Below are 22,357 nucleotides of genomic sequence, written 5' to 3' on the forward strand. Positions count from 1 at the left end.
CGCTTTCGAGGTCAACAGACGCATAACTCCGCACCGGCGTTCCTCCGATAGGTAGGGCACTCTTGCCCCGCTCTTCCTGGCATGTCCCCGGTAGGTGGAACGCTCCTGTCCCGCTCCTCCTGACATCCCCCCGGCAGAGGGGATCATCTTCAACCCAATGAAGCCGTGATTACGACCCCAACTTTAGCGTTAACGCACCTCTAGGCCGGCTTTCACCTCAACTCTCGATCCTGCAAAATCGCCGGGGAGACTGGGACCCTACGGGCACATCCTTACACAGATATGTCAATAGATTTTCGTTTTAAGAAAAATTGATGATAACGGATTTGGTCTGAGTGAACAGGTCGAGCCCGTACGGCCCTTTCTCGCGACCCCAGCCGCTCTGCTTGAAGCCTCCCCATGGAGACGCGTTGTCGAAGGCGTTGTAGCAGTTCACCCAGACCGTGCCGGCATCGAGCGCGGCGGCGGCCTGGTGGGCCTTGCGGATGTCTCGGGTCCAGACGCCGGCGGCCAAGCCGAAGGGGGAATCGTTGCCCTGGGCGATCGCGTCGGGGAGGTCGTCGAACGGGATCGCGCAGACGACCGGGCCGAAGATCTCCTCGCGGGCGATGCGCATCCGGTTGTTGACGCCGGAGAACACCGTCGGCTCGACGAAGAAGCCGGATTGGAGCGAACCGGCCGGGGCCTTGCCGCCGGTCACGGCCATGGCGTTCTCGTCGCGGCCGATCTTCACATAGTCGAGCACGCGACGTTGCTGCTCCGACGAGACGAGCGGGCCCATCTTCGTCGCCGGGTCGAGGCCGTGCCCGAGCGTGACGGACCGCGCCATGTCCGCGAGTCGGTCGACGAACTCGCTGTAGATGCTCCGCTCGACGAAGAGGCGGGAGCCGGCGGAGCAGATTTCCCCCTGACAGAAGAAGATCCCCATGAACACGCCCTTGAGCGCGGCCTCGAGGTCGGCGTCGGCGAAGACGATGTTCGGCGACTTGCCGCCGAGCTCGAGCGAGACTTTCTTCAAGTTCCCCGCCGAGGCACGGACGAGGATTCGGCCGACCTCAGTACTGCCGGTGAAGGTGATCTTGTCTACGTCGTCGTGGTTCGCGAGCGTCGCGCCGGCGGCCTCGCCTAGACCCGTGACCACGTTGAAAACGCCGTCGGGCAGGCCGGCCTCGGAGAAGAGCTCGCCCAGCCTGATCGCGACGAGCGAGGTATCCTCGGACGGCTTGATGATCACGGTGTTGCCCGTGGCGAGAGCCGGCGCGGCCTTGTACAGCGGCATCGTCAACGGGTAGTTCGGCGGCGTGATCCCCGCCACGACACCGAGCGGCTCTCGCGTGGTGTAGTTCAGGAACTGGCCCGGGAGGGACAAGGGGATCGTGTCGCCGAGCAACTTGGTGGTCCAGCCCGCGTAATACTCGGTCCAGCTCACGGCCGTCGCGACCTCGCGCTTGGCCTCGGCGAGCGGCTTGCCGTTCTCGAGTGTGATCAGTTGCGCGAGTTCCTCCCCGTTCCGCTCGATGAGCGACGCCGCCTTCTGCAAGAGCCGCCCCCGATCGTAGGGCGTAATCTTCTTCCAGGCGGGGAACGCCCGGCGCGCGGCGGAGACGGCCTCGTCGGCGTCGGCCGGACCGCCGGCCGGGAAGGTCGCGAGCGTCTCCCCCGTCGCGGGGTCGAGGGAGGGCAAGGTCTCGCCGCTCGAGGCCTCGCGCCAACGGCCGCCCACGAGCATCTTCGCGGGCTTGGCGAGGAAGGACCGCACGGCCGGGGAAGCTTCGGGTGATGTGCTCATAAGACGTTTCACGATTGAGGTTGATCGAAGTCGGGATAACCGCCGCCCTTCGACGACGGCCCGGGGAAGCCGATGAGCCGCTGGACGCCCTCGTCTCCGAGGTAGAGTGCGCAAACATCGGCCCGAAGCTGGCGGAAGAACGCGGGGTGCCGGTCTCGGAGCGTGCCGAGAAGCTCATGGACCTGCGCGGCGGCCAGTTCGCGGACGCCCCTGCCGAAGCGTTCACGGGCGATCTCGCGGGCGTCCCGGAGGCCCTCGACATAGACAGCCACGGCCGGACCTCTCCTCATGCGCTCGGCCAGGCCAGCGCCGGCATGCACCGCGCTCGCCCCGGCATCGCGGTCGTCGGGGGGGATGATCCCGTCGGCCAGGGCCGCGAGCGTGCCGACGTCGTCGAGGGTGACCATGGGTTCGTTCATGTCGTTTCCCCGGCTGCTCAAGGCCCTTCGGCGAGGATGTGACCCGAGGCGCGGTCGGCGATCGCCATCGCCGTGAGGGTCGGGTTGAGCCCCGAGCCGGTCACGAACACGCTCGTGTCGCAGATATAGAGGTTCTTCACGTCATGAGAACAGCCGAACTCGTCGACGACCGAGGTCTCGGGGTCGCGTCCCATGCGGCAGGTGCCCATCGCGTGGGCCCCGTAGTTGAGGCCGATGTGGACCTTCCGGGCCCCCGACGCCTCCATCATCTCCGCGGCCCTGTCGCGGGCCGCGGCGGCGACTTTGACATCGTTCTCGCCCCAGTGGTAGGTCACCCGCGCGGCGGGCAGGCCGCGGGGGTCTCTCAACTCCGGGTCGAGCGTGACCGCATTGCTCTCATGTGGGAGCCCTTCCGCGTGGGCCCACCAGGCCGCCGTGTGGGTGTAGCCGTGAAGGAAGTCCTTCAGTTCCTGCCCGTACATCAGCCCGCTCAGGTTGCCGAAGGTGATGGGGGTCATCATGTAGCTGAGCAGGATGAACCCACGGGCGTAGTCGTTCCGCGGATCCGGCCGGTAGTAATCCTGCACCATAACGTGACCCATCTGCATCCCCTTGTAGGCGTTGATCGGCTCGTCGAACGTGCCGAAGACCTGCCAGGTGGGATGGCTCATGAGATTCTTCCCGACGAGCCCGCTGGAGTTCGCGAGGCCATCCGGAAACGCCCCCTGGGCCGAGAGGAGGAGCAGCCGGGGCGTCTCGAGCGCATGGCTGGCAAGGACCACGACCCTCGCCTCGACCCGGCGTTCGCGGCGTCCGGAGTCGAGGTAATCGACTCCCGTGACTCGGCCCTTGGCCCCGTCGTAATTCACCCGATGGACGAACGCCTCGCTGATGACGCGGGCCCCCAGGACCTCGGCCTTCGCGAGGTAGGTGTTCGTGGCGGTCGCCTTGGCCTCGGTCGGGCACCCCGACCCGCACCAACCGCAGGCGACGCACGCCGGGCGGCCGTCGCGTTCCACCGAGTTGATCGCGATGGGAGGTGCGAACGGATGGGCCCCGAGTTGCCTCGCCCCCCGGGCGAGCACCTGAGCGTGCCAGTTCATCCGGTGCGGGGGCATCGGCAGCGTATAGGGCTCGGGGGCAAACGGCCCGCATTCGCCGGCTACCCCGAACTCGCGCTCGACCGCCTCATAGTGCGGACGGAGGTCGTCGTACCCGATCGGCCAGTCGGCCCCCACACCTTCCGTCGATCGGGTCCGGAAGTCGTCGCGATGGAACCGGGGGACCACCCCGAGCCAGGGCAGGGTCCCGCCGCCGACGCCCGTCCCCGCCTTCGGGATCACGAAATCCGAGCCGACGAAGTTCCTGGGCTCGGTCCAGAAGATCTTCCCGGCGTTCGCCTCGACGTTCTGCAACGCCGAGTGGCCGCCAAATCTCTGACCGGCCTCGAGCACGACCACCGACAACCCTCGCGACGACAGCCGTTGTGCGACGAGCGCACCGGTCGCGCCCGCGCCGACGATGAGCACATCGAACATGCGCGCGAACTCGCAAGACGTGGGGAATGACCAGGACCTCGGGCACTATACGAGAACCCGAAACCGAGGGCCAGGATCTGGGCGATCGATTTGCGTTCAAGCCTTCGTTCGAATGGCCGAGTTCCGGATTCACCACGAAGGGACAAAGACACAAAGTTGAAGAGGGCAGCAGGTCGGAGATAATTCGTTCGCCCCCGAAACCAAGGGGCAGGGCCCTGTCGGCAGGACGGATCCTCGACTTGACCAATTTTGGGACGGCTCGTAATTTGTCGGCCGAGACCGCCGGTCGATCCTGGACGGGTCGGACGGCCTGGGCGAGGTTCGCCCTTTCGGTGTTCGCGATTGCGCCGAAGGGGTGTCCATTCGCGTGGAGGAACCTTCGGCCCCGGACGAAAGGGCCCGACTTTACGTTCGATCGCGAAGGAGCCGAACGAATGCGAGCCACCACGGTGAAGACGGGCGCGTTGACGCTGGTGATCCTCGGGAGCATGGCCTGCGTGGGACTCGCGCAACCGGGTTTCGGGGAGCGGGTCGCGGAGAAGGTCCAGGGGGTCGGCCGTGGCCTGAAGCGAGGCGTGCAAGACGTCAGCGGGGCGGTCCGAAAGCGGTTCGAGATCGTCCGGGCGGACGTCGGTCGGATGGAGACCCATTCCCGCGTCTACTCCCGCCTCCACTGGGACAGCATGCTCCACAACTCGTCGATCGAGGTCCACATGCTCCGCGACGGCACGGCCTTGTTGAAGGGGACCGTCCCCGACGAGGCAGCGAGGGCCCACGCCGTCGAACTCACCAAGAACACCGTCGGGATCACCTCGGTCATCGACGACCTCACCCCGCTCGTCACCACCCAGGCCGCCAAGACGTCGAAGACGATCCGGACTCGCGAATAAGCCCCGACAGTCGACGGATCGAGATCCATTCCCCTCACCGTGCCCCCACCGTCGCGTTGTGGTTCGGGTCGGGTTAGAATGCAACGATTCTCCGGGTTAGGGATGGGGATACACCCCTGATCTGAGAGTTCGATCGCACGCGACGCACCGAGACGCACACCATGAAGACGCGCACCAGCCTCGGCCTGGCGGCGACGCTGCTCGCCGCGACGGCACTCCCGTTGCACGGCGACGACGGACCCAAGGTCGCCGCCGACTTCGACATCGTCTACAGCAAGGTCGGCGACACCGAGCTCAAGCTCGACGTCGCCCGCCCAAGCGAGGGGGATGGCCCGTTCCCGGGCGTGGTCGTGCTCTACGGCGGTGCCTGGCGGACCGGGAAGAAGGACCATATGCGGGGGGCCTTGGGCGAGTTTGCGCGCCGAGGGTATGTGGCAGTCGCGCCGCAGTATCGCCACTGTCCCAAGGATGTGTTCCCGGCCCAGGTCCACGACGTCAAGGCGGCCGTGCGCTGGCTCAGGGCCCACGCGAAGGACTACCACCTCGACCCCGACCACATCGGTGCCATCGGGTTCTCCGCCGGGGCCCACCTCGCGCTGATGCTCGGCGTCACGGGGCCCGACGACGGCCTCGAGGGGCCCACGACCGACACCTCGACGAGCACCAAAGTCCAGGCCGTGGTGAATTACTTCGGGCCGATCGACCTCGCGGCCAAGGACTTGCCCGACGTCTCCAAGCCCCTCCTGCGCGACTTCCTCGGCGGGACGCAGGAGGAGAAGCCCGAGGCCGCCGTGAAAGCCTCCCCATTGACCTTCGTCACCGCGGACGACGCCCCGACGTTGACCTTCCAGGGCACGAAAGACAACCTCATCCCGTATAACCAGGCGATCAAGCTCACCGACAAGCTCACATCGGTCGGGGTCCCCGGACGCGTCGAGCTCCTGATCGGCGTCGGACACGGCTGGCAAGGGGCCGAGCTCGAGCGGACCAACACCGAGACCTTCGCCTTCTTCGACCGTTACCTCAAAGCACGCCCTTGAAACGACGAGGGCGAGCGCCGATCACGTCGTGCTCGCTCGGAAGGCCCCCGACCTGGAATCCTCATCCCCGATTACCACGGGAGTTTCTAGGAACCGCCGCTCGACTCGGCGTAACCTGGATTCGGGTCAACTCCCGCAGCCAGGCGAGTCCTCCCCTGTGACCGAACGGAAACGCCTTCGGCTTCCCCTCTCGACACGATGACTGCTCATCGCCATGGTAGCGCTAGGCCTCTCACTCATCCTGATCACCGTCCGACAGAATGCCCGGATCAACGAAACGACGGCCAGGCACAAGGCCCAACTCGTCGAGCAGACCGAGCGGTTCGCCGCCCAGGTCAACGAGATGACGGCGAGGCACAACGCCCAAATCGCCGCCATGGCGGCGAGGCAGGAAAAGCCATCATCGATGCGAAAAGCTGAGCGCGACGCCAGGCCAGTGCCGCCTTCGGGCCCCTGAGCATCTGGGCTTCGGCTTCGGTTCTCGTTTCCATTCCGGCTTGGCAGCGGATGAGCCGCTCCTACGACCTCTCGGGCTTTTTCCGAAGGGCTGCCCCTCCAATAACCATCAACATCAACACCAGCCAGCATTCGATGATATAAGGCCATGCGTTCTGCCGAGTTCCCTCGGCGAAATCCGTCGGCGGGAAACCCAGAGTCATGGCGGACATCACACAATAGACCCCGCCTACAAGTCGACGTTTGAGCGTGTTGGCGACGAAATCCTGATTCGCATCGGGACACGAGACAACACCGGAGACGAAGCCGCCAGCAAAGTATGCAATGACGCCTGTCATCGCCACAACCGGGAGCAGTCGTCGCATCGTCCCTCCGCTGATCTCACGGCCCCTTTTGACGCTTTGAAACGGCCCCCGATTCCCGTTGTCCCGCGTACCCAGGTGCTAAAGAGAGTTTCACGTCCCGCCCCGGTCCCACTCCTTCAACAAACCGCAGCCTCATCAAACGGTCGGGCATTGTCTCAGGTGCACGCTCGGCGAGGGTCAGCGCCCTCGGGGGCGTTCCACGCCTGTGATGCGGCGGATGTAATCGACCTCCTTCGGGTCGTACGGGGTGCCGTCCTGGCGGAAGATGTCGTGGAACCAGGTGGGGGGCTCGGCGTCGTAGGCTTTCTGCCACGAATCCCACGGGTAGATCGTCTGGGACTTGCCCGAGACGAAGCCCCAGTTGTAGGCTCCGATCTTCTCCTCCTTGAAGTAGGCGAGGATCGGGTCGAACCGACTGCCGGCCGGACGGGCCATGTATTCGGTGCAGATGATCGGCCGCTTGTAGCGCTTCAGGTGTTCGACTCGCCCTTTCAGCTCCGACAGTCCCGCGTAGTTGTGGAACGTGATGATGTCGGATTGCTCGAGTGAGAACCGCTCCCAGGGCTTGAGCCGTTCGTGGTGGGCCCAGTCACCGATCCAGATCCCCGCGGTGATCGGCTGCGAGGGCTCGGCCGAACGGGCCCAGGCGAAGGCGTGCGTCATGAGTTTGAGGGCGAGCTCACCCTTGTTCTCGGGCTCGTGGCGGCCGTAGCTGTTGTTGTTGCGGTTGTCGGGCTCGTTGATGATGTCCCAGGCGTGGACGCGGCGGTCGTTGCGGAAGTGGCCGACGACGCCCTTGATATAAGGCTCGAGCTCGGCGTGCCGGGCCGGGTTCTTGAGGATCTCGACACCGGGGCTTTGCAACCACCCCGAGTTGTGGAGCCCCCGCTTCGGCTCGCGCTGCTTGCCGGATCTGGGGTGAGGGTCCCAGACGCTATCGAGCAGGACGAACATCACACCGATCTTATGCTTCTCCGCGACTTCGAGGAATTGCTCCATGCGGCGGAGGAAGCCGGCGGAATCCTGCTCCCAGAGGAGGTGGTGGAGGAAGACCCGCAGGCTGTTGAACCCGAGCCCTTCCGCCAGGGCGAGCTCGCGGTCGATCGCCTTCAGGTCGAAGGTGTCGGCCTGCCACATCTCCAACTGGTTGATCGCGTATGCGGGCGCGAAGTTCGCGCCCACGAGCCAGGGCTTCTCGCTGGCCCATGCATTCGCCCGCTCGACCGACCAGGGTTCGGCGGCACTCACGGTCGAGGCCTCGAGGCCGATTAGCGCCGCAAGGAGGACGAATGCGCTTCGTCCGACTCGTTTCAACATCAAAGGATCCTTTCGTCGCTATCGGACTTTGTTGCGAAATCCCAGCTTTTGAAGAGACCGCCGGGGTTGAGACGTGATAAACGCCGAGTTCCCCACTCGGGACGACATCACATGGTGGTTCAGAAACCCGGCGTTTAAGAAGACACCGGGTTTCGGGGTTTCGAAGATCGTCAGTCCTGGGGCGGGAAGACGTCGGGTTCGATCTGGTAGCCGTCGGCGATGGCATTGGTCGAGTTGAACAGGCCGACGATCGCCATGACTTCCCCAAGTGCCTCGACGTCCAGGCCGAGCTTGCGCACGGCCGCCGTGTGGGAGTTGACGCAATAGGAGCAACCGTTGGTCGCCGAGACGGCCAGCGCGATGATCTCGCGTGTGAGTGGGTCGAGCTTCCCCGTACGCCCCTCGGCCTCGGGATGCATGATCGCCTTGAGTCGGGTCCAGACCAGCTCGAGGTGGTCGACGTTGGTCGCCAGGGTCTGCCAGAAGTTGGGGACGAAGTCGATCCCCTTGGTCGCCTTGATGTCCTCGTAAACCGCGGCGACACGGCCGGTGGCCTCCGACTCCCCGACCAGACGCACGGTCGCCTTGGGGCGTTCCGCCATATCCTCGATCCTCCCCGACGCGGTTCAAGCGGATTTCTCTGGGCACGATCCCAACCCCCATGTTGGGCCGAGGCCGCCGGCTCCGCAAGCCACTCGACGGTTGTCCGGTTGCAAGAACCGGGGACCGACCGCTAAGATCCACCAATTGTCCAACAAGTATCCCCGGGCGGGAGACGGGCATGATGACGAGTCGTTGCGGTGGTCCGGTCGTCTCCCGTCGCGAGTTCCTCCGGCTCGGTTACCTCGCGATGGGGGGGATGAGCCTGCCGGGCCTCCTCGCCGCCCGAGCCCCCGCCGCGACGACCCCCGACACCTCCGTCATCCTCTTCTGGATGTGGGGCGGGCCGAGTCAGCTCGAGACGTACGACCTGAAGCCCGACGCCCCGAGCGAATACCGAGGCCCCTTCCGTCCGATTTCCACGCCCGTCCCCGGCCTCGACATCTGCGAGCTCTTTCCCCTCCAGGCCAAGCTCGGCGACAAGGTCTCGTTGATCCGATCGCTGCGGCACACGATGTCCGCGCACAATGACGCCTCGATCGAGCTTCTTACGGGGAAGACCCCCTCGCCGCCCGACCCGACATCGACCTCGCGCTCCGAGCATCCTGACTTCGGCATGTTCACGAGCCGACTCCGCGGGATGCGGGCCGACGGTCTGCCGCACTATGTCGGGATCCCCCAGCAGCCGTTCATGACCCAGCCGACCTATCTGGGGGTGAGCCACCGCGGGTTTGGCACGGGCGACCCATCGGCCCCGAATTTTCGAGCCCCGAATCTCTCGCTCGTCGGGGGTGTCGACGGCAGTCGCCTCGACGACCGTCGCGCCTTGATCTCTCAATTCGACGGCTTCCAACGCGACCTCGACCGCCCGGGAGCCACGGGCGGCGATCCCTTCCGCGACGCCGCGCTTCAAATGTTGACGAACCCGAAGATCGCGTCGGCCTTCGACCTCGGGAAGGAGGATCCGAAGCTCCGCGACCGCTACGGACGCCACCTCTGGGGCCAGAGTTGCCTGCTCGCCCGCAGGCTGGCCGAGGCAGGCGCGAGTGCGATCACGATCGACGCCCTCGCCCCATCGCTCAACGAGCGGTACTTCAGTTGGGATGATCACATCAATGCGGAAACGCGCTGGGACATGGGCGACGCCATGCGGCATCGCGCCCCGTTCATGGACCAGGGCCTCTCGGCCCTGATCGAGGACGTGTACCAGCGCGGCCTCGACCGCAAGGTCCTGATCGTCGCGGTCGGCGAGTTCGGCCGCACGCCCCGACTCGTCCGGTCGAGCGGCTTGATCGGCCGGGACCACTGGCCCGACGCCCAGTCGGCGCTCGTCTCGGGCGGCGGCCTGCGGATGGGACAGGTCGTCGGGGCCACGAACCGCCGCGGCGAATTCCCCGTCGAACGCCCGCTCTCGCCCAGGGATCTGCTCGCGACGATCTACCGCCACCTCGACATCGACCCCAGGCGCGAGTTCCCCGACTTCGCCGGCAGACCCATCCCGATCCTCTCCGAAGGCGAGCCGATCCGGGAGCTGATCTAGCCCGTGTACTGAGCTCGAATGGAACACGGATGGAATACGAAGATCGGCAATCAACAGATGACGCGGATGAACACAGATAATTTAAAAATACTTAAAATTGAAAGTTCAATTAAAATTCACAATTTTCAAACTATGATCATCCGTGCCATCTGTTGATTAAATTTTCTTCAATCCATGTTCGTTTTTCAAACGCGGGATCTGTGGAAGACGCTGGGCTCGATGGCGGGGAGGCCGAAGAGTCGGTTGTGGAGCATCTGCTCGAGGGCTTCGAGGTCGCCGAGGAACGAGGTCGCGGGGATGGAGTCGCCGTTGACTCCGTGGTAGTCGGGGTAGGATTGCAACAAGGCGAGGCGGTCGGGCAGTGGGGGGTGCGCCGGGTCGTCGGTCCCGGCCCCGTCGGCGAGGACCTGGAGCCGCATGGCGGAGTGGACCTCGGGAGGGAGGCGGAACCAGAAGGCGCGGAAGAAGGCGTAGAGGTTGGGGGCATCCGGGTCCGAATGGTCGTAGTGCTCGAGGACCTCGCGGAAGAGTGGCTGGACGAGCGCGACCTTGACGAGGGCCGAGGCCGCCGGGCCTCCTCCCGCGATCGAGGCCGCGGAACGATCGGCGCGGGTTTCCTGTCCCCGGGCAATCGGGCCGATGAGACTGGCCGACCAGCGGTAGGTCGTCCTCGCCAGGAAACCGAGCGGGCCGTGCTCGCGTCCCGAGGCGCGGTCGAGCGCCTGTCGCAAGCCCTCGACGAATCGGACGGACCGTGCCGCTCGGGTAGCGTCGCCCTTCGCCAGGTGGGCCAGCTCGTGAGCGAGGATGGCGCGGAGCTCGGCCAGGGTCAGGACGCGGAGCAGGGGGAGTCCGAGGATCAAGGCCTGAGAGCGTCCCCAGGCCACGACCCCGCAGCACGGGAGATAGGTCAGGCGGATCTGCCCGGGCGGCTTCACGCCCAGGCGTCGCGAAACCTCGTCGACCGTCGAGAAGATCAAGGGGGCGTCGGATCGTGCGAGCACCGGCCCGAGGTCGGCGTCGGGGTCGCGGGTCTCGGTCACGACGACGACCCCGCCGAGCCACTCGAGCAGGCCGGCCCACCCCTCGAACTCGTCGCGGAGCCAGCCTCGGAGGACCGGGACAAAGCCACCGCAGGCGATGAAACCTGCCGTGCCCGCGACGACCACGCCCCGGTACGAGGTCTCGAGCCAACGCAGCGACAGGCTTCGCCAGAATAAGGCGAACGGACCCAAGATCACCGACTCCGAGGGGGGAAGGGCCGGGATTTCCTCACTCGGCGGCCGACGGCGGGCGCGGAACGTCTCGCGACAGTCGGGGCATCGGAACCGGAAATCGTCGCCGACGCGCTCGTCGAGCGACGTCAAGGCGCCCCCACAGGCGGGGCAGCGCAACCCGCTCGGGGGCGGACTGCGATCCTCCAAGGTTCTCCGCGACGCCCCCTGGCTCATCTCGAGTGCCGGCTGACCTCCGCCACGTTCGCCTCACCATCCCCAAACCAAGGTATCCCTGATCGACTTCGGCGAACATCCCCTTTTATTTTTTCTCCGCCTCCGCCAGCGATCGCGATTCTCTCCCGAGGAGGCGAGGGCCCCACGCTCCATCTCGCAGGGTACAAGCATGGGTTGGGTCCGTCCGGAGAGCCATCTCGTGGCCGCGCGATCCTCCTGCAAGAGCCGGTCCTCGCGATTCTTAGGGCGAAAATCCGGGTGTGCCGAAAGCGGGCACCTTGACGTTATGAGACACTTGTCTTAGGATATCAAGCGTCGGGGAAGAAAGGCGACCCCGAACCCTGGCCTCGCAGCATGCCGACGGGGTGTGAGGCGGGGCGTCATTGTACCGTTCGATCATTCGAGATCATCGCCGATGGCCAAGCGTCCATTATCCATCCCCGATTCGGAGCTCGACGTCCTCAAAGTCCTCTGGGATCGGGGCCAGGCGACGGTTCGTGAAGTCCTGGATACCCTCCGAGGTGCCGGTCGTGAGTGGTCCTACGCCACCGTCGCGACCCTGCTCGATCGCCTCGAGACCAAGGGGGTGGTCTCCAGCGACCGGAGCGAACTCGCTTTCGTCTATAAGCCGGTCATCACCACCCAGGAGGTCCGCCAGAAGCGGGTCAGCAACCTGGTCGACAAGCTCTACCAGGGCGAGCCCGGTCTCCTGGTCCTCCACCTGCTCAAGTCGCACCCGCTCGACGCCCGCCAGGCGAAGGAAGTCCGGGCGGTGCTCGAAGAGATGACCGGTAGCGCCTCGAAGAAGAAGGGGACCGAACCCCCGACGACGTCCTGACCGGAGAGGCCGCGCATGCGGCCTCCCTGCCGTCTCCTTGCAATCGAAACCGGCCCCGCCCTCGCATCGACCGCACGTCCTCAATCCCGTTTCGGAAACGGAGACCGAGCATGGCCTCACGTTCGCGCATGCGCCCCGCACACTGGATCGTTCTGGCGCTCGCCCTGGCCCCGGCGTGGAAGCTCGTCGAGCGGGTCGCCCGGCCGGGGCCGAAGGTGGTCACGGCCCGGTCCGTCGCCGAGGGCCGCACCCTGTTCAACCACGAGTGGACCCCCGGCGATCCCCTCACCAGGGGAGATGGGATCGGGCCGGTGTTCAACGCCAAATCCTGCCTCGAGTGTCACAACCAGGGGGGTCCCGGCGGCGGCGGCCCCGTGAGCAAGAACGTCACGGTCTATGGCCTGGTCGCCGGTGGTGCGAACGGCATCCCCGCCTCGGGCGTCGTCCATCAGAAGGCGATCTCGGCCGAATACCAGGAGACGTTGAACCTCGTCCACGCCTCGCTACCGAAGGCCCCGTCGATCCCGCTCCCCCAACTGGTCGACCGCGCCCGGACTCGCTCTCCCGAGGTCGTCGTCACCCAACGCAACACGCCGGCCCTCTTCGGCGACGGCCAGATCGACGCCGTCTCCGACGAGACCCTGCTCTCGCACCAGCGTGAGCACTCGACCCCGGCCCGCCTCGTCGGCCTGAACGGGGCCCGTGACTCGAAGGTCCGGGGCCGGATCGCCCGGCTCGCCGACGGCCGGATCGGCCGCTTCGGCTGGAAGTCGGAATTCGCCACCCTCAGCGACTTCGTCAAGGCGGCCTGCGCCAACGAGCTCGGCCTCTCGAACCCCGGGCGGCCCCAGGCCACTCCTCTGGGCAAGCTCGACTATCAGTCGGCCGGCACCGACCTGACCGACGAGCAATGCGTGATGATGACCGACTTCATCCGCGACTTGCCCACTCCCAAGCAAGTTCTTCCCGAAAGTTCGAAGTCGCTCGCACTGGTCACGAGCGGCAAGGCCCTCTTCGAGAAGACCGGCTGCGCCGACTGCCACTCGGAAAAGCTCGGCCCGATCGCCGGAATCTACTCGGACATGCTCCTTCACGACATGGGCGTCGAGCTCGAGTCGAGCACGGGGTATTACGGGTCGATCGTCCCCCAGCCGGCCGTTCGTAACGATAACTTCGCCGTCTCCGAGCAGCCGACCCCCGCCGAGTGGCGGACCGCGCCGCTCTGGGGTGTGGCCGACTCCGGCCCGTACCTCCATGACGGCCGGGCTGCGACACTGGAGGAGTCAATCGAGCTCCACAGCGGTGAGGCTATCGACGTGGCCGCTCGGTTCAAGGAGATGCCCGCCTCCGAGCGGAGTGCACTCGTCGCGTTCCTGAAAACCTTGCGGGCCCCCTCGGTCCCCGCCGCCCCGACGACCTTGGCCTCGAAATAGACCACTCCCGTGGCGAACTCGACGATCCTGGTCTGTCCCTGTGGGATGCGACTGAAAGCGGCCGGGGCCGTCCCCGGCCGCGTCGGCAAGTGCCCCAAATGCGGCGGGATGCTTCGGGTTCCCGAGACCACTCCGCCGCAGACTCCGCCGGCTTCCGAAGACTCGGACGGGCCGGCGGGTTATGTCGTCGAAGCACGGACGTCGACCTACGACGCAAAGCGTGGGCTCGTCCTGCCCGACCGGCCGACCGCGAAGCCTTCGAAGCCGATCCGCGACGGCCTCATCCTCCCCCCTTCGAAGAATGAGACCCAACTCCGCGTCAGCCTGCTCTATCCCCTCTGGGGCACCACTGGATTGGCGATCCTGATCTTCTTCCCGCCGATCCTCTGGTTCGCGACCATTCCCTTCATCGGTTTCTTCACGCCCGCTCAAGGCAATCCCGCCGTCCGCGCCTTCGGTTTCGTCAGCGTCCTGCCCGCGATCCTGATCCTGTTGCCGACCCTCAGCTTCATCCTGACGGTCTTGGGGCAAGTCCTCGTCGCGAGTGCCCAGGGGGAGGTCCACCACCCGCGTTGGCCCGAGTGGGATCCTACCGAGATGTTCCGTGGCCTCTGGCGATGGGTCTGGGCCTTCATCATCGGCGGGACGATCGGAGGGATTCCCGCCGTCGCATATTGGATGTATTGTGGGGATATCGACCTGGTCGATCAGATCATCTTCATCGAGCTGATCGCGTTGGGAGCCGTCTATGCCCAGATGGCCCTTTTGGCCTCGATCTTGCACGATGACCCCTTGGGGGCGAATCCGATCACCGTCCTCCGGGCGATTCGTCGAGTCGGGTGGTGTTGCGTTCGGCCGTCGTTGGTCATCGGGTTCGCGCTGATGCTCACGGCGATGGGTATTGTGGGTCTCCTTCAGATCACCAACCCCCCGCTGTCCGCGGTCGCCTACTGGGCCTTCTGGGTTGCCGTCCTCTACGAGTCGATGGTCGTGCTCCGGGTGCTCGGTCTGTTCTACCACCGCAACGCCCGGGTGCTGGGCTGGTTCCGCGACCGACCGAGGTGGGGCGTTTGAGATGCAAAAGGATTGGTACAACTCCAACACCTACGTCAAGGTCATGACCGCGGCGGAACTCCGGCCCGAGGAGACCTGGCGGCCCAAGTTCCGAAGGCACAAGGCCAAGGCGACCCTCGGACATTGCCTCCTCTATCCCCTCAGCGACGGGCCTTCGGTCGCGCTCCTGGTGTTCATGCCTCCCGCCCTGTTCCTCCTCTCACTCCCACTCTTCGACTGGATCGCCCTCGTCGACCCGTTCCGACGCGCGAACTGGGCCCTTGGCCTCCTGGCGCTGCCGATCTTCCTGCCGCTGATCATCAGCTTCACCATGACGCTGGGATATACCCTCCTGGTGCTCGGGCAGCTCATGGTCTCGAGCGCGATGGGCGAGGTCGATCAACCGCGTTGGCCCGAGTGGAACCCTCACTCGATCGCCGAAGGATTGGGTCGTTGGATCTGGGCCGGGATCGTCGGGGTCGGCATCGGCTGGTTCCCGATCACCCTCTACTGGCTCCACTGCGGCGACATCGACTGGTTCGACTGGTTCGTGATCGCCGACCTCGTCATCCTCTGCGCGGGGTATTCCCAGATGGCCCTGGCGGCGGCCCTCCTCCACGACGACATCCTCGGCGCCAACCCGTACACCGTGTTCGTCGCGATCCTGAAGATCGGCTGGGACTACCTCTTCCCCTGCATCGTCGCCGGGGTCGCTCTAATGCTTGCGGGTCAAGCCCTCTGGTCGGTCCTCTTCCGGATCGAGTCGCTCCGATTCGCGGCGCTCGCCCTCTGGGGCTTCTGGATCTTTGCCCTCTACGAAGCGATCGTCGTCTTCCGGATGCTCGGTCTGACCTACTACTCGCACGCCGTCCATCTCGTCTGGTTCCGACGGCGACCCAAGTGGGCCACGCCCATGCGTCCGGGACGGATCTACACGAACTCGTGATTGCCAAGAGTGGAAGAGACAGGGGTTGCACTCGTTTCACGACAGCCCGGTGAGATCCCTTACAAGCCCGAAGCGCAAGCGAGTGAATCCTCCTAATTGGAGCGGCAAACGGTTGGGTTGCAGACGGTACGGCGTGTCTGTGACCCGAGAGCGGAGGCGAAAACGGGGACTGGCTCCGCAGCGAAGCGCAGGTGCCTGTCTCCGTTTCCGCCGCAGCGGACGGCGACGGCCCGGAAAATGGGGACAGGCACCCGGCCTCGACGTCGATCGCGAAAACCCCAGCCTGATCCTGCCGGGAGCCAGTCCCCGTTTTCCTCCGACGTTCGCAACGCGTGCGTGATCCGCTATAGGAAATCGAGGAGGATTCACTCGCTTGCGCTTCGGGCTTGTATCGGAGAGTAGCCGCCCAAAGAGAAACCGCTCCGGCCTCGTTTCAGGCGAGGTGGATCAGCAGGACGATGGCGATCGTGTAGAAGATGACAAGGCCGGTGGCGTCGACCAGGGTGCTGATGAGAGGGGCCGAGACGAGGGCAGGGTCGATGCGGAAGCGGGTGGCCAGGAGGGGGACGAGGGCCCCGACGCCGTTGGCCCAGATGCAAATCCCGAGGATCGCGAGGCCGATCACCAGACCGAAGATCGCCGAATGCCCCAGGGCGTATCGGGTGAAGAGGAAGCCGAGCACGCCGAGGAGGATCCCCAGGACCAACCCGGTGAGGACCTCGCGGCCGACGACCTTGAGCGTATCCTGCTGGCGGATCTCCCCGAGGGCGAGGCCTCGGATGACCGTGCCGACGGTCTGGCTCCCAGCGTTACCCCCGGTGCCGATCAGGAGCGGGATAAACGCATCAAAATCTATGGATGGAAAACGGTCGCCGACCCAACTGAACGAGACGACGACGTACCGGGTGATCGTCCCGGCGAGGAAGAGCATCAGGAGCCAGCCGATTCTGCGCCTTACGGCCTCGGTGATCCGGCTCTGCCAGTACGACTCCTCGTCGGCCTCGGCGTCCTTGGACACGCCGCCGAAGGCGAGCATGTCTTGGGTCTGCTCGCGGCGGAGAATGTCCATCGCATCGTCATACGTAATGATGCCGAGGAGCATGTCGGACGCGTCGACGACCGGGATGGCGATCAGGTCGTACTTGCCGATCTGCCGGGCCACCACTTCTTGATGCTCGTCGACGCGGGCGAAGATGACATCCCGCTGCATGATCTGCTCGATCCGCGACGAAGGGCGGGAGAGGATCAGCCGCTTCAGGGAGATGAAGCCGATCAGCTTGCGGCGAGAGTCGACGACATAGCTGTAATAAATCGTCTCGCGGTCCGGTGCCTCGTGCCGGAGTCGCTCGAGGGCCTCCCGGACGGTCAGGTCGGGGGGGAGGGTCACGTAGTCCGTCGTCATCGCGGCGCCGGCGGTGCCGGGCTCGTAGCTCGCGAGGCTACGGATGTCGTCCCGTTCGGCTTGGGCGAGGTGGGGGAGGATCTGGTCGACGCGGTCCTCATCGAGCCGGTTGACGAGGTCGGCGCGCTCGTCGTGCGACATCAGGTGGAGAAGGAGTGCCGCGTCGTCGGGGGACATCGCCTCGACGGTCCGGACCTGGCGGTCGGCGTCGAGGTAGCTCATGACCTCGGCTCGGGCACGAGGGGGAAGGAGGCCGTGGATCGTGTCCCCTTCATCCGGCTCGAGATCCTCGATCACCTCGGCGATGTGCGCCGGGTGGAGGTCGCCGAAGAAGTCCTGGAGCGCGGCGGTCTCGCCGGCCTGGATCAGTTCCCGAAGGTCGGGTACCAGCAGCGGATTTCGCATTCGGCACCTTTCCCCAAGGTCGGCCGTCAATCCTTCGGCCCGTACGTCCGCTCGCCCGAGACGAGGTCCGGAACTCTCAACGCGCGGTCCCGATCACGTCTTTCCCGAGGTACGGCCGCAGGACGTCGGGGACGTCGACGAGGCCGTCGGCCCGCTGGTAATTCTCCAGGATCGCGATCATCGCCCGGCTCAGTGCGATCGCCGTGCCGTTGAGCGTGTGGACGAACTTCGTCCCCTTCTGCCCGGTGGGTCGGTAGCGGATATTGAGCCGTCGGGCTTGATAGTCGGTGCAATCCGAGGTGCTGGTGACCTCGCCGTACTCGCCCGCCTCGCCCCGCCCTGGCATCCACGCCTCGAGGTCGAACTTGCGATAGGCCGGCCCGCCGAGGTCGCCCGAGCAGATGTCGAGAACCAGGTAGGGGATCCCGAGCTCGGTGAAGATCGCCTCTTCGAGCGCCAGCAACTCCGAGTGCATAGCGCCCGAGGACTCGGGGGTCGTGAACGCGAACATCTCGATCTTGGTGAACTGGTGGACCCGATAAAGCCCCTTGCTCGCCCGACCCGCGGCCCCGGCCTCGGTGCGGAAGCAGTGCGAAAGCCCGACGTATTTGAGGGGCAGGGCGGTCTCGTCGAGGATCTCGTCGGCGTGCATCCCCCCGAGCGTGATCTCGGCGGTACCGATCAGGCTGAGGTCCGAGTCCTCGACCGAATAGATCTGGGTCTCGGTGCCCCGAGGAGTGAACCCGATCCCTTCGAGGATGCTGTTCCGCGCGAGGTCGGGGGTGATGATCGGCGAAAACCCGGCCTCGACCAGCTTCCGGACCGCGAACTGCTGGAGGGCGAGCTCGAGCAGGACGGCGTCGTTCTTCAGGAAGTAGAAGCCGTGCCCCGAGACCTTGGCCCCGCTTTCGAAGTCGATCAGGTCGAGCGCCTTCCCGAGCTCGACGTGGTCCTTCGCCTTGAAGTCGAAGGTGCGGGGCGTCCCGACCTTGCGAAGCTCGACGCTCATGTCCTCGGTCGCGCCAATCGGAGCGTCGGGGTGGGTCAGGTTGGGGATCCTAGCCAGGATGTCCTTGAGCTGCTTATCCAAGGCCTGGAGATCCGCGTCGTCACTCCCCATCGAGGACCGGAGGCTCTTTCCTTCCGCGATGAGCAGGTTGCGCTTCTCCGGATCCTTCTCCTTGCCGACCGCCTGGGCGTTGGCATTCTGGAGGCGACGCTTTTCCTCGACGAGATGCAGCAGCTCTTTCCGCTTCCGGTCGAGGTCGGCGATGCTGTCGACCGCCGCGAGGATGTCCTCCCCGACGTTCCGGTTGCGGCAGTTCTCTTTGACGATCTCGAGATTGGACCGGTTCTCCTGGTCGTTCCAGCCCGTGACCCATTTCAAATCAAGCATCGATTGACCTTTGGCATTGTGACCGCGAGTTAACCTAGGTCCCCTGAGATCCTTACCTCCCCCTCTAAATTAGAAGGGGGGGATCGTCGTCGACTGACTCTATGGAGAGGATCCCCTCGCCCACGGGGTTCGGGTCCGGACGGCTCGAGTCGCCTTGCTTTAGAATCACTCGCCCTGGGCCGAGCGTCCCTGCGTCCGGTCCGGCCGCTCACTCCCCGGTGGCCAACTCCGCCAGGAGGTGGGCGCTGGCTTTGATGCCCCGATGGAAGTCGGCGAGCGAGAACTTTTCGTTCGGGCCGTGGAGGTTGTCGTCGTTCTGCCCCCAGCCGAGGAGCAAGGTGTCGACGCCGAGCTGATCCTTGAGGAGGCCGACGACCGGAATCGAGCCCCCTTCTCGGATGAAGACGGGAGCCTTCCCGAATCCGGCCTCGACGGCACGCACCGCGGCGCGAACCCCGGGACTATCGACACCGACCAGCACGGCGGGTGCCCCGTGGTGCTCGACCAGCTCGAACGTCACGCCGGGCGGACAGACGGCCGCGACGTGGGCTCGGAGCTGCTCCGCGACGGTCTTCGGATCCTGGTCCGGCACGAGTCGGAAGCTGAACTTCGCGCCGGCCCGACCCGGCAGGACCGTCTTCGGGCCCGGCCCCTGGTATCCGCCGTAGATCCCGTTGACGTCGCACGTCGGACGGGCCCACTTCCGCTCCAGGGTCGTGTAGCCCACCTCGCCCTCGACCGAAGGGACCCCCAGGTTCGCCCGGAACTCCTCTTCCGAGAAGGGGAGCTTGGCGAACTCGGCCCGCTCCCAGTCTTCAAGCGGCTGGACCGGGTCGTAGAAGCCCGGGATGAGGATCCGACCGTCGGCCCCCTTGAGGCTCGCGAGGATCGTCGCGAGGGCATTCAACGGGTTCGCGACGGCGCCCCCGAAGGTCCCCGAGTGGAGGTCGGTCCGGGCCCCCCGGACGATCAGCTCGAAGTAGGCCAGGCCCTTCAGCCCATAGGTGATCGCGGGCATGCCGGGAGCAAACTGGCTCGTATCCGAGATGACGGCGTAATCACACGCGAGTCGCGCCCGGTTCTCGGCGACGAAGCGTTCGAGGTTGGCCCCGCCGACTTCCTCTTCGCCCTCGATAAGAATCTTGAGGTTGAGCGGAAGACTGCCGACCGCCTTGAGCCACGCTTCCGTGGCCTTCAGGTGGGTGAACATCTGCCCCTTGTCGTCGGTCGCCCCCCGGGCGTAGAGATTGCCGTCTCGGACGGTCGGCTCGAATGGAGGAGAGACCCAGGGCTCGAGGGGCTCCGGGGGCTGGACGTCGTAGTGGCCGTAAATCAGGAGCGTCGGCTTGCCGGGGGAGGCCAGCCGTTCGGCGTAGACGATGGGGTGGCCCTTCGTCGTGATCAGCTCGGCATCCAGTCCCATCGCGACGAGGTCGTCGCGGATGAACTCGGCGGCGCGTCGGGTGTCGGCGTCGTGGGCGGGCTGGGCGCTGACGCTGGGGATCCGGAGGAGCGCCTTGAGCTGCTCCTCGAAGTCGCCACGGTGGGCGTCCAGGTAGGCATCCACCCGGTCGATCGCCATTTCCGAAACCCTCGTCGACGTCCTGGATTGAGCCGGGTTGAGACCGCCCCCCGGCGCGAGCCATTAGTATAGCAGCGCCTCAACTCCCGGGCGACTGTCGATCTCGGGATTAGCCAAGGGCAGGGGGATGCGGGCCCGGTGGGACGTCGCCGCTCACGCGATTGCGAGGCCTGGTTGGAGATCTGAACCCGGGGCGTATCCTTCCCATCGGCAATTTCACAAATAGCAGTGTGTCCCCGCCCACCTGTAACGATCGATCGAGGAGCGAGTTCCTTTCCGAAGGTGGGCGGGATCTCATGTCAGATTCTTTCGATCGTGGATCACCTCCGACGCCGGGCAGGTCGATACTGTCACCTCGGACCTCTCGCGAGCCCACCCCATTTCGTCGCCCCGACCGTCGCCCACCTTGGACGCTGCGTTCCCGAAGCACAATCTCGGTGCCGAGGCCGGAAGTCTTGTTCACGGAACATCCAAAGTTTACAAAAAAGAGAGAGAATTCCGCAGAATGAGATGGTCCACCACGAGAGTCCTGGTTCCCAAAAAAAGACTCAAGTTTCTGGCAGATCAGGCCGAAGGCGATGGCCGACCAAGAAACGGCGAGGAGTGGTATCGGAATTGCGACTAACCAATTTCAGCTTCGAGACGCCGTCCGGGCGTCTGCCATCAACAGATGTCCCGGAGATCACGTTCCTACGTCGGTCCGCTCCCAAGGTCCCCTTCACTCTGTTTTTCATCATCGGCGGGATTTCGACGCGGAACGTGGTATATATAGAACAACGGCATTGAAGCGGTGCCAACGGAAAGGCGACCGTCCCCGGGGTGGGTTTCCGCTACCTTGGGCGCGGTGTCGAACGAATGCCTGGGATGGCTAGGTTCGGGCTTTTTGAGCTCCGGAATCGTTCGGCGCAGTGACCGAGGATGCTCAAACGAAACATTCCCAAAGTGTTCGTCGCGGTTAGGAGGGGACCCTTTCCAATGAGTTTTATCCAGCGCTTCCTCGAGCGGGTTTTGCGTACAAACACGAGCCGTATGCCTCGAACCAGTTTCGACGACCTCAGCCAAGACCAGCTTGATGCCCACCTCCGCATCGGCCGCTATGGGAACTTCGCTCTGACCGACGCGGTCCGGCCCTCCTTCGGGCTGGAAGTCATCCCCCGCGAAGGTTATCGCCGCGATGTGTATAGCGACCCCGAGACGGGGAACAAGATGCCCGTGCTTGCCGCCGCGGTCTCGGCCGAACGGCTCTTCGACGTCCTGATCGACCTCCTCGACCCGTTGGGTGAAGAAGTCGACGTCGTCATGGAGTCGAGCCACGAGAGCGCCCCCGGCGACCACGCGGACCTATACCGGGAGCACATGGACACGGTCATCCTCAAGAGCACGCTCTACGACTACGAGCAGCTCCTCCTCAATGACGGATGCACCGGGCTCGCCGCGCTCAATCCCAACGGGCCGATGGAAGTGCAGTTCGACGAGCACAAGCTGCTTTTCGTGTATGCCAACGACCTCGAGCCGTTCGAGGCCGTGCTCATCGAGCACGGCCTGAAGCGAGACGACAGCATCAAGTTCCTCTCCGAAGCCGAGCACCTGCACTCGACCGACGACGTCTACCGCGACCAGTTCGAGGAGCTCCGCTACCGCCTCGGCATCGACCACTGAGCTGTCCTCGCGATCTCCACCTCTCGTGCACCCTTCGATGAGCAGCCCGCGGGGCGGGGCTCCGGTTCGCCGGAACCCCGCCCCGCTGACATTTCGCCCGACCCGACCCGATCCGCTCCCGACTCACTCGGACGATCCCTCGGCATCCAGACCGGAACGGATCTTCATGCCGGATCGGCGAACCACCGATCGCTCGGTTTGACCGACCGCGCCGGCGTGTCGTAACATGGACCCTCGA

General features: G+C 65.3%; 19 protein-coding genes. 9 read left to right on the forward strand and 10 right to left on the reverse strand.

Translation table 11 applies throughout. The features are described 5' to 3' along the window. Window positions 1-301: 301 nt before the first annotated feature. From ACYOEI_RS02535 to ACYOEI_RS02545, 3 genes are read right to left on the reverse strand one after another with little or no spacing between them, the layout of a single operon-like run. Entirely contained in the window at window positions 302-1,789 is a 1,488-nt protein-coding gene (locus tag ACYOEI_RS02535) for an aldehyde dehydrogenase family protein (protein ID WP_462847695.1), read from the reverse strand. Window positions 1,790-1,797: 8 nt separating this feature from the next. Further along, window positions 1,798-2,208, reverse strand: a complete 411-nt coding sequence (locus ACYOEI_RS02540; protein WP_462847697.1) for a gluconate 2-dehydrogenase subunit 3 family protein — start codon at window positions 2,206-2,208, stop codon at window positions 1,798-1,800. A 17-nt stretch (window positions 2,209-2,225) separates the two neighbouring features. Next, entirely contained in the window at window positions 2,226-3,746 is a 1,521-nt protein-coding gene (locus ACYOEI_RS02545) for a GMC family oxidoreductase (protein WP_462847698.1), read from the reverse strand. 434 nt (window positions 3,747-4,180) lie between these two features. Here ACYOEI_RS02545 and ACYOEI_RS02550 point away from each other — a divergent pair, with 434 nt between their 5' ends. The 3 genes from ACYOEI_RS02550 to ACYOEI_RS02560 all read left to right on the forward strand — a co-directional run bounded on the left by ACYOEI_RS02550 (window position 4,181) and on the right by ACYOEI_RS02560 (window position 6,133). Further along, window positions 4,181-4,636, forward strand: coding sequence for a BON domain-containing protein (locus ACYOEI_RS02550; RefSeq protein WP_462847699.1), 456 nt, complete (start codon window positions 4,181-4,183; stop codon window positions 4,634-4,636). Window positions 4,637-4,797: 161 nt separating this feature from the next. After that, a complete protein-coding gene (locus ACYOEI_RS02555) occupies window positions 4,798-5,676 on the forward strand; it encodes an alpha/beta hydrolase fold domain-containing protein (protein WP_462847700.1) in 879 nt (292 codons plus the stop codon). Window positions 5,677-5,890: 214 nt separating this feature from the next. Then, a complete protein-coding gene (locus tag ACYOEI_RS02560; RefSeq protein ID WP_462847701.1) occupies window positions 5,891-6,133 on the forward strand; it encodes a hypothetical protein in 243 nt (80 codons plus the stop codon). A 61-nt stretch (window positions 6,134-6,194) separates the two neighbouring features. On the opposite strand, the gene ACYOEI_RS02565 is transcribed toward ACYOEI_RS02560, so the two are convergent. The 3 genes from ACYOEI_RS02565 to ACYOEI_RS02575 all read right to left on the reverse strand — a co-directional run bounded on the left by ACYOEI_RS02565 (window position 6,195) and on the right by ACYOEI_RS02575 (window position 8,416). Beyond that, the gene (locus ACYOEI_RS02565) at window positions 6,195-6,497 is read right to left on the reverse strand and encodes a hypothetical protein (protein ID WP_462847702.1); all 303 of its coding nucleotides are present in this window, start codon (window positions 6,495-6,497) and stop codon (window positions 6,195-6,197) included. 177 nt (window positions 6,498-6,674) lie between these two features. Further along, window positions 6,675-7,814: an endo-1,4-beta-xylanase gene (locus ACYOEI_RS02570; protein ID WP_462847703.1), complete on the reverse strand. Its 1,140-nt coding sequence runs from the start codon at window positions 7,812-7,814 to the stop codon at window positions 6,675-6,677. Between the two features lie 170 nt (window positions 7,815-7,984). Then, window positions 7,985-8,416 (reverse strand): carboxymuconolactone decarboxylase family protein, encoded by a 432-nt coding sequence (locus tag ACYOEI_RS02575; RefSeq protein WP_462847704.1) that lies wholly within the window; start codon window positions 8,414-8,416, stop codon window positions 7,985-7,987. 179 nt (window positions 8,417-8,595) lie between these two features. Here ACYOEI_RS02575 and ACYOEI_RS02580 point away from each other — a divergent pair, with 179 nt between their 5' ends. Next, entirely contained in the window at window positions 8,596-9,954 is a 1,359-nt protein-coding gene (locus ACYOEI_RS02580) for a DUF1501 domain-containing protein (protein WP_462847705.1), read from the forward strand. Window positions 9,955-10,139: 185 nt separating this feature from the next. Here ACYOEI_RS02580 and ACYOEI_RS02585 read toward each other — a convergent pair whose 3' ends face one another. Further along, window positions 10,140-11,378, reverse strand: coding sequence for a M48 family metallopeptidase (locus ACYOEI_RS02585; RefSeq protein ID WP_462847706.1), 1,239 nt, complete (start codon window positions 11,376-11,378; stop codon window positions 10,140-10,142). A 442-nt stretch (window positions 11,379-11,820) separates the two neighbouring features. On the opposite strand from ACYOEI_RS02585, the gene ACYOEI_RS02590 reads away from it, so the two are divergent. From ACYOEI_RS02590 to ACYOEI_RS02605, 4 genes are all read left to right on the forward strand, one after another. Further along, entirely contained in the window at window positions 11,821-12,243 is a 423-nt protein-coding gene (locus ACYOEI_RS02590) for a BlaI/MecI/CopY family transcriptional regulator (RefSeq protein WP_462847707.1), read from the forward strand. Window positions 12,244-12,353: 110 nt separating this feature from the next. Continuing rightward, window positions 12,354-13,676: a di-heme oxidoredictase family protein gene (locus tag ACYOEI_RS02595; RefSeq protein ID WP_462847708.1), complete on the forward strand. Its 1,323-nt coding sequence runs from the start codon at window positions 12,354-12,356 to the stop codon at window positions 13,674-13,676. 9 nt (window positions 13,677-13,685) lie between these two features. Continuing rightward, entirely contained in the window at window positions 13,686-14,750 is a 1,065-nt protein-coding gene (locus ACYOEI_RS02600; RefSeq protein ID WP_462847710.1) for a hypothetical protein, read from the forward strand. Window position 14,751: 1 nt separating this feature from the next. Beyond that, window positions 14,752-15,675: a hypothetical protein gene (locus ACYOEI_RS02605; RefSeq protein WP_462847711.1), complete on the forward strand. Its 924-nt coding sequence runs from the start codon at window positions 14,752-14,754 to the stop codon at window positions 15,673-15,675. Between the two features lie 433 nt (window positions 15,676-16,108). On the opposite strand, the gene mgtE is transcribed toward ACYOEI_RS02605, so the two are convergent. From mgtE to ACYOEI_RS02620, 3 genes are all read right to left on the reverse strand, one after another. Continuing rightward, a complete protein-coding gene (gene mgtE / locus ACYOEI_RS02610; protein ID WP_462847712.1) occupies window positions 16,109-17,482 on the reverse strand; it encodes a magnesium transporter in 1,374 nt (457 codons plus the stop codon). Window positions 17,483-17,558: 76 nt separating this feature from the next. Further along, window positions 17,559-18,878: a serine--tRNA ligase gene (gene serS, locus ACYOEI_RS02615; protein ID WP_462847713.1), complete on the reverse strand. Its 1,320-nt coding sequence runs from the start codon at window positions 18,876-18,878 to the stop codon at window positions 17,559-17,561. A 208-nt stretch (window positions 18,879-19,086) separates the two neighbouring features. Next, window positions 19,087-20,460 carry a dipeptidase gene (locus ACYOEI_RS02620; protein ID WP_462847714.1) on the reverse strand — a complete coding sequence of 458 codons (1,374 nt, stop codon included), beginning with the start codon at window positions 20,458-20,460 and terminating at the stop codon, window positions 19,087-19,089. A gap of 975 nt (window positions 20,461-21,435) precedes the next feature. Here ACYOEI_RS02620 and ACYOEI_RS02625 point away from each other — a divergent pair. Beyond that, entirely contained in the window at window positions 21,436-22,119 is a 684-nt protein-coding gene (locus ACYOEI_RS02625; RefSeq protein WP_462847715.1) for a hypothetical protein, read from the forward strand. Window positions 22,120-22,357 lie beyond the last annotated feature (238 nt).

It is taken from the genome of Singulisphaera rosea (assembly GCF_054877945.1).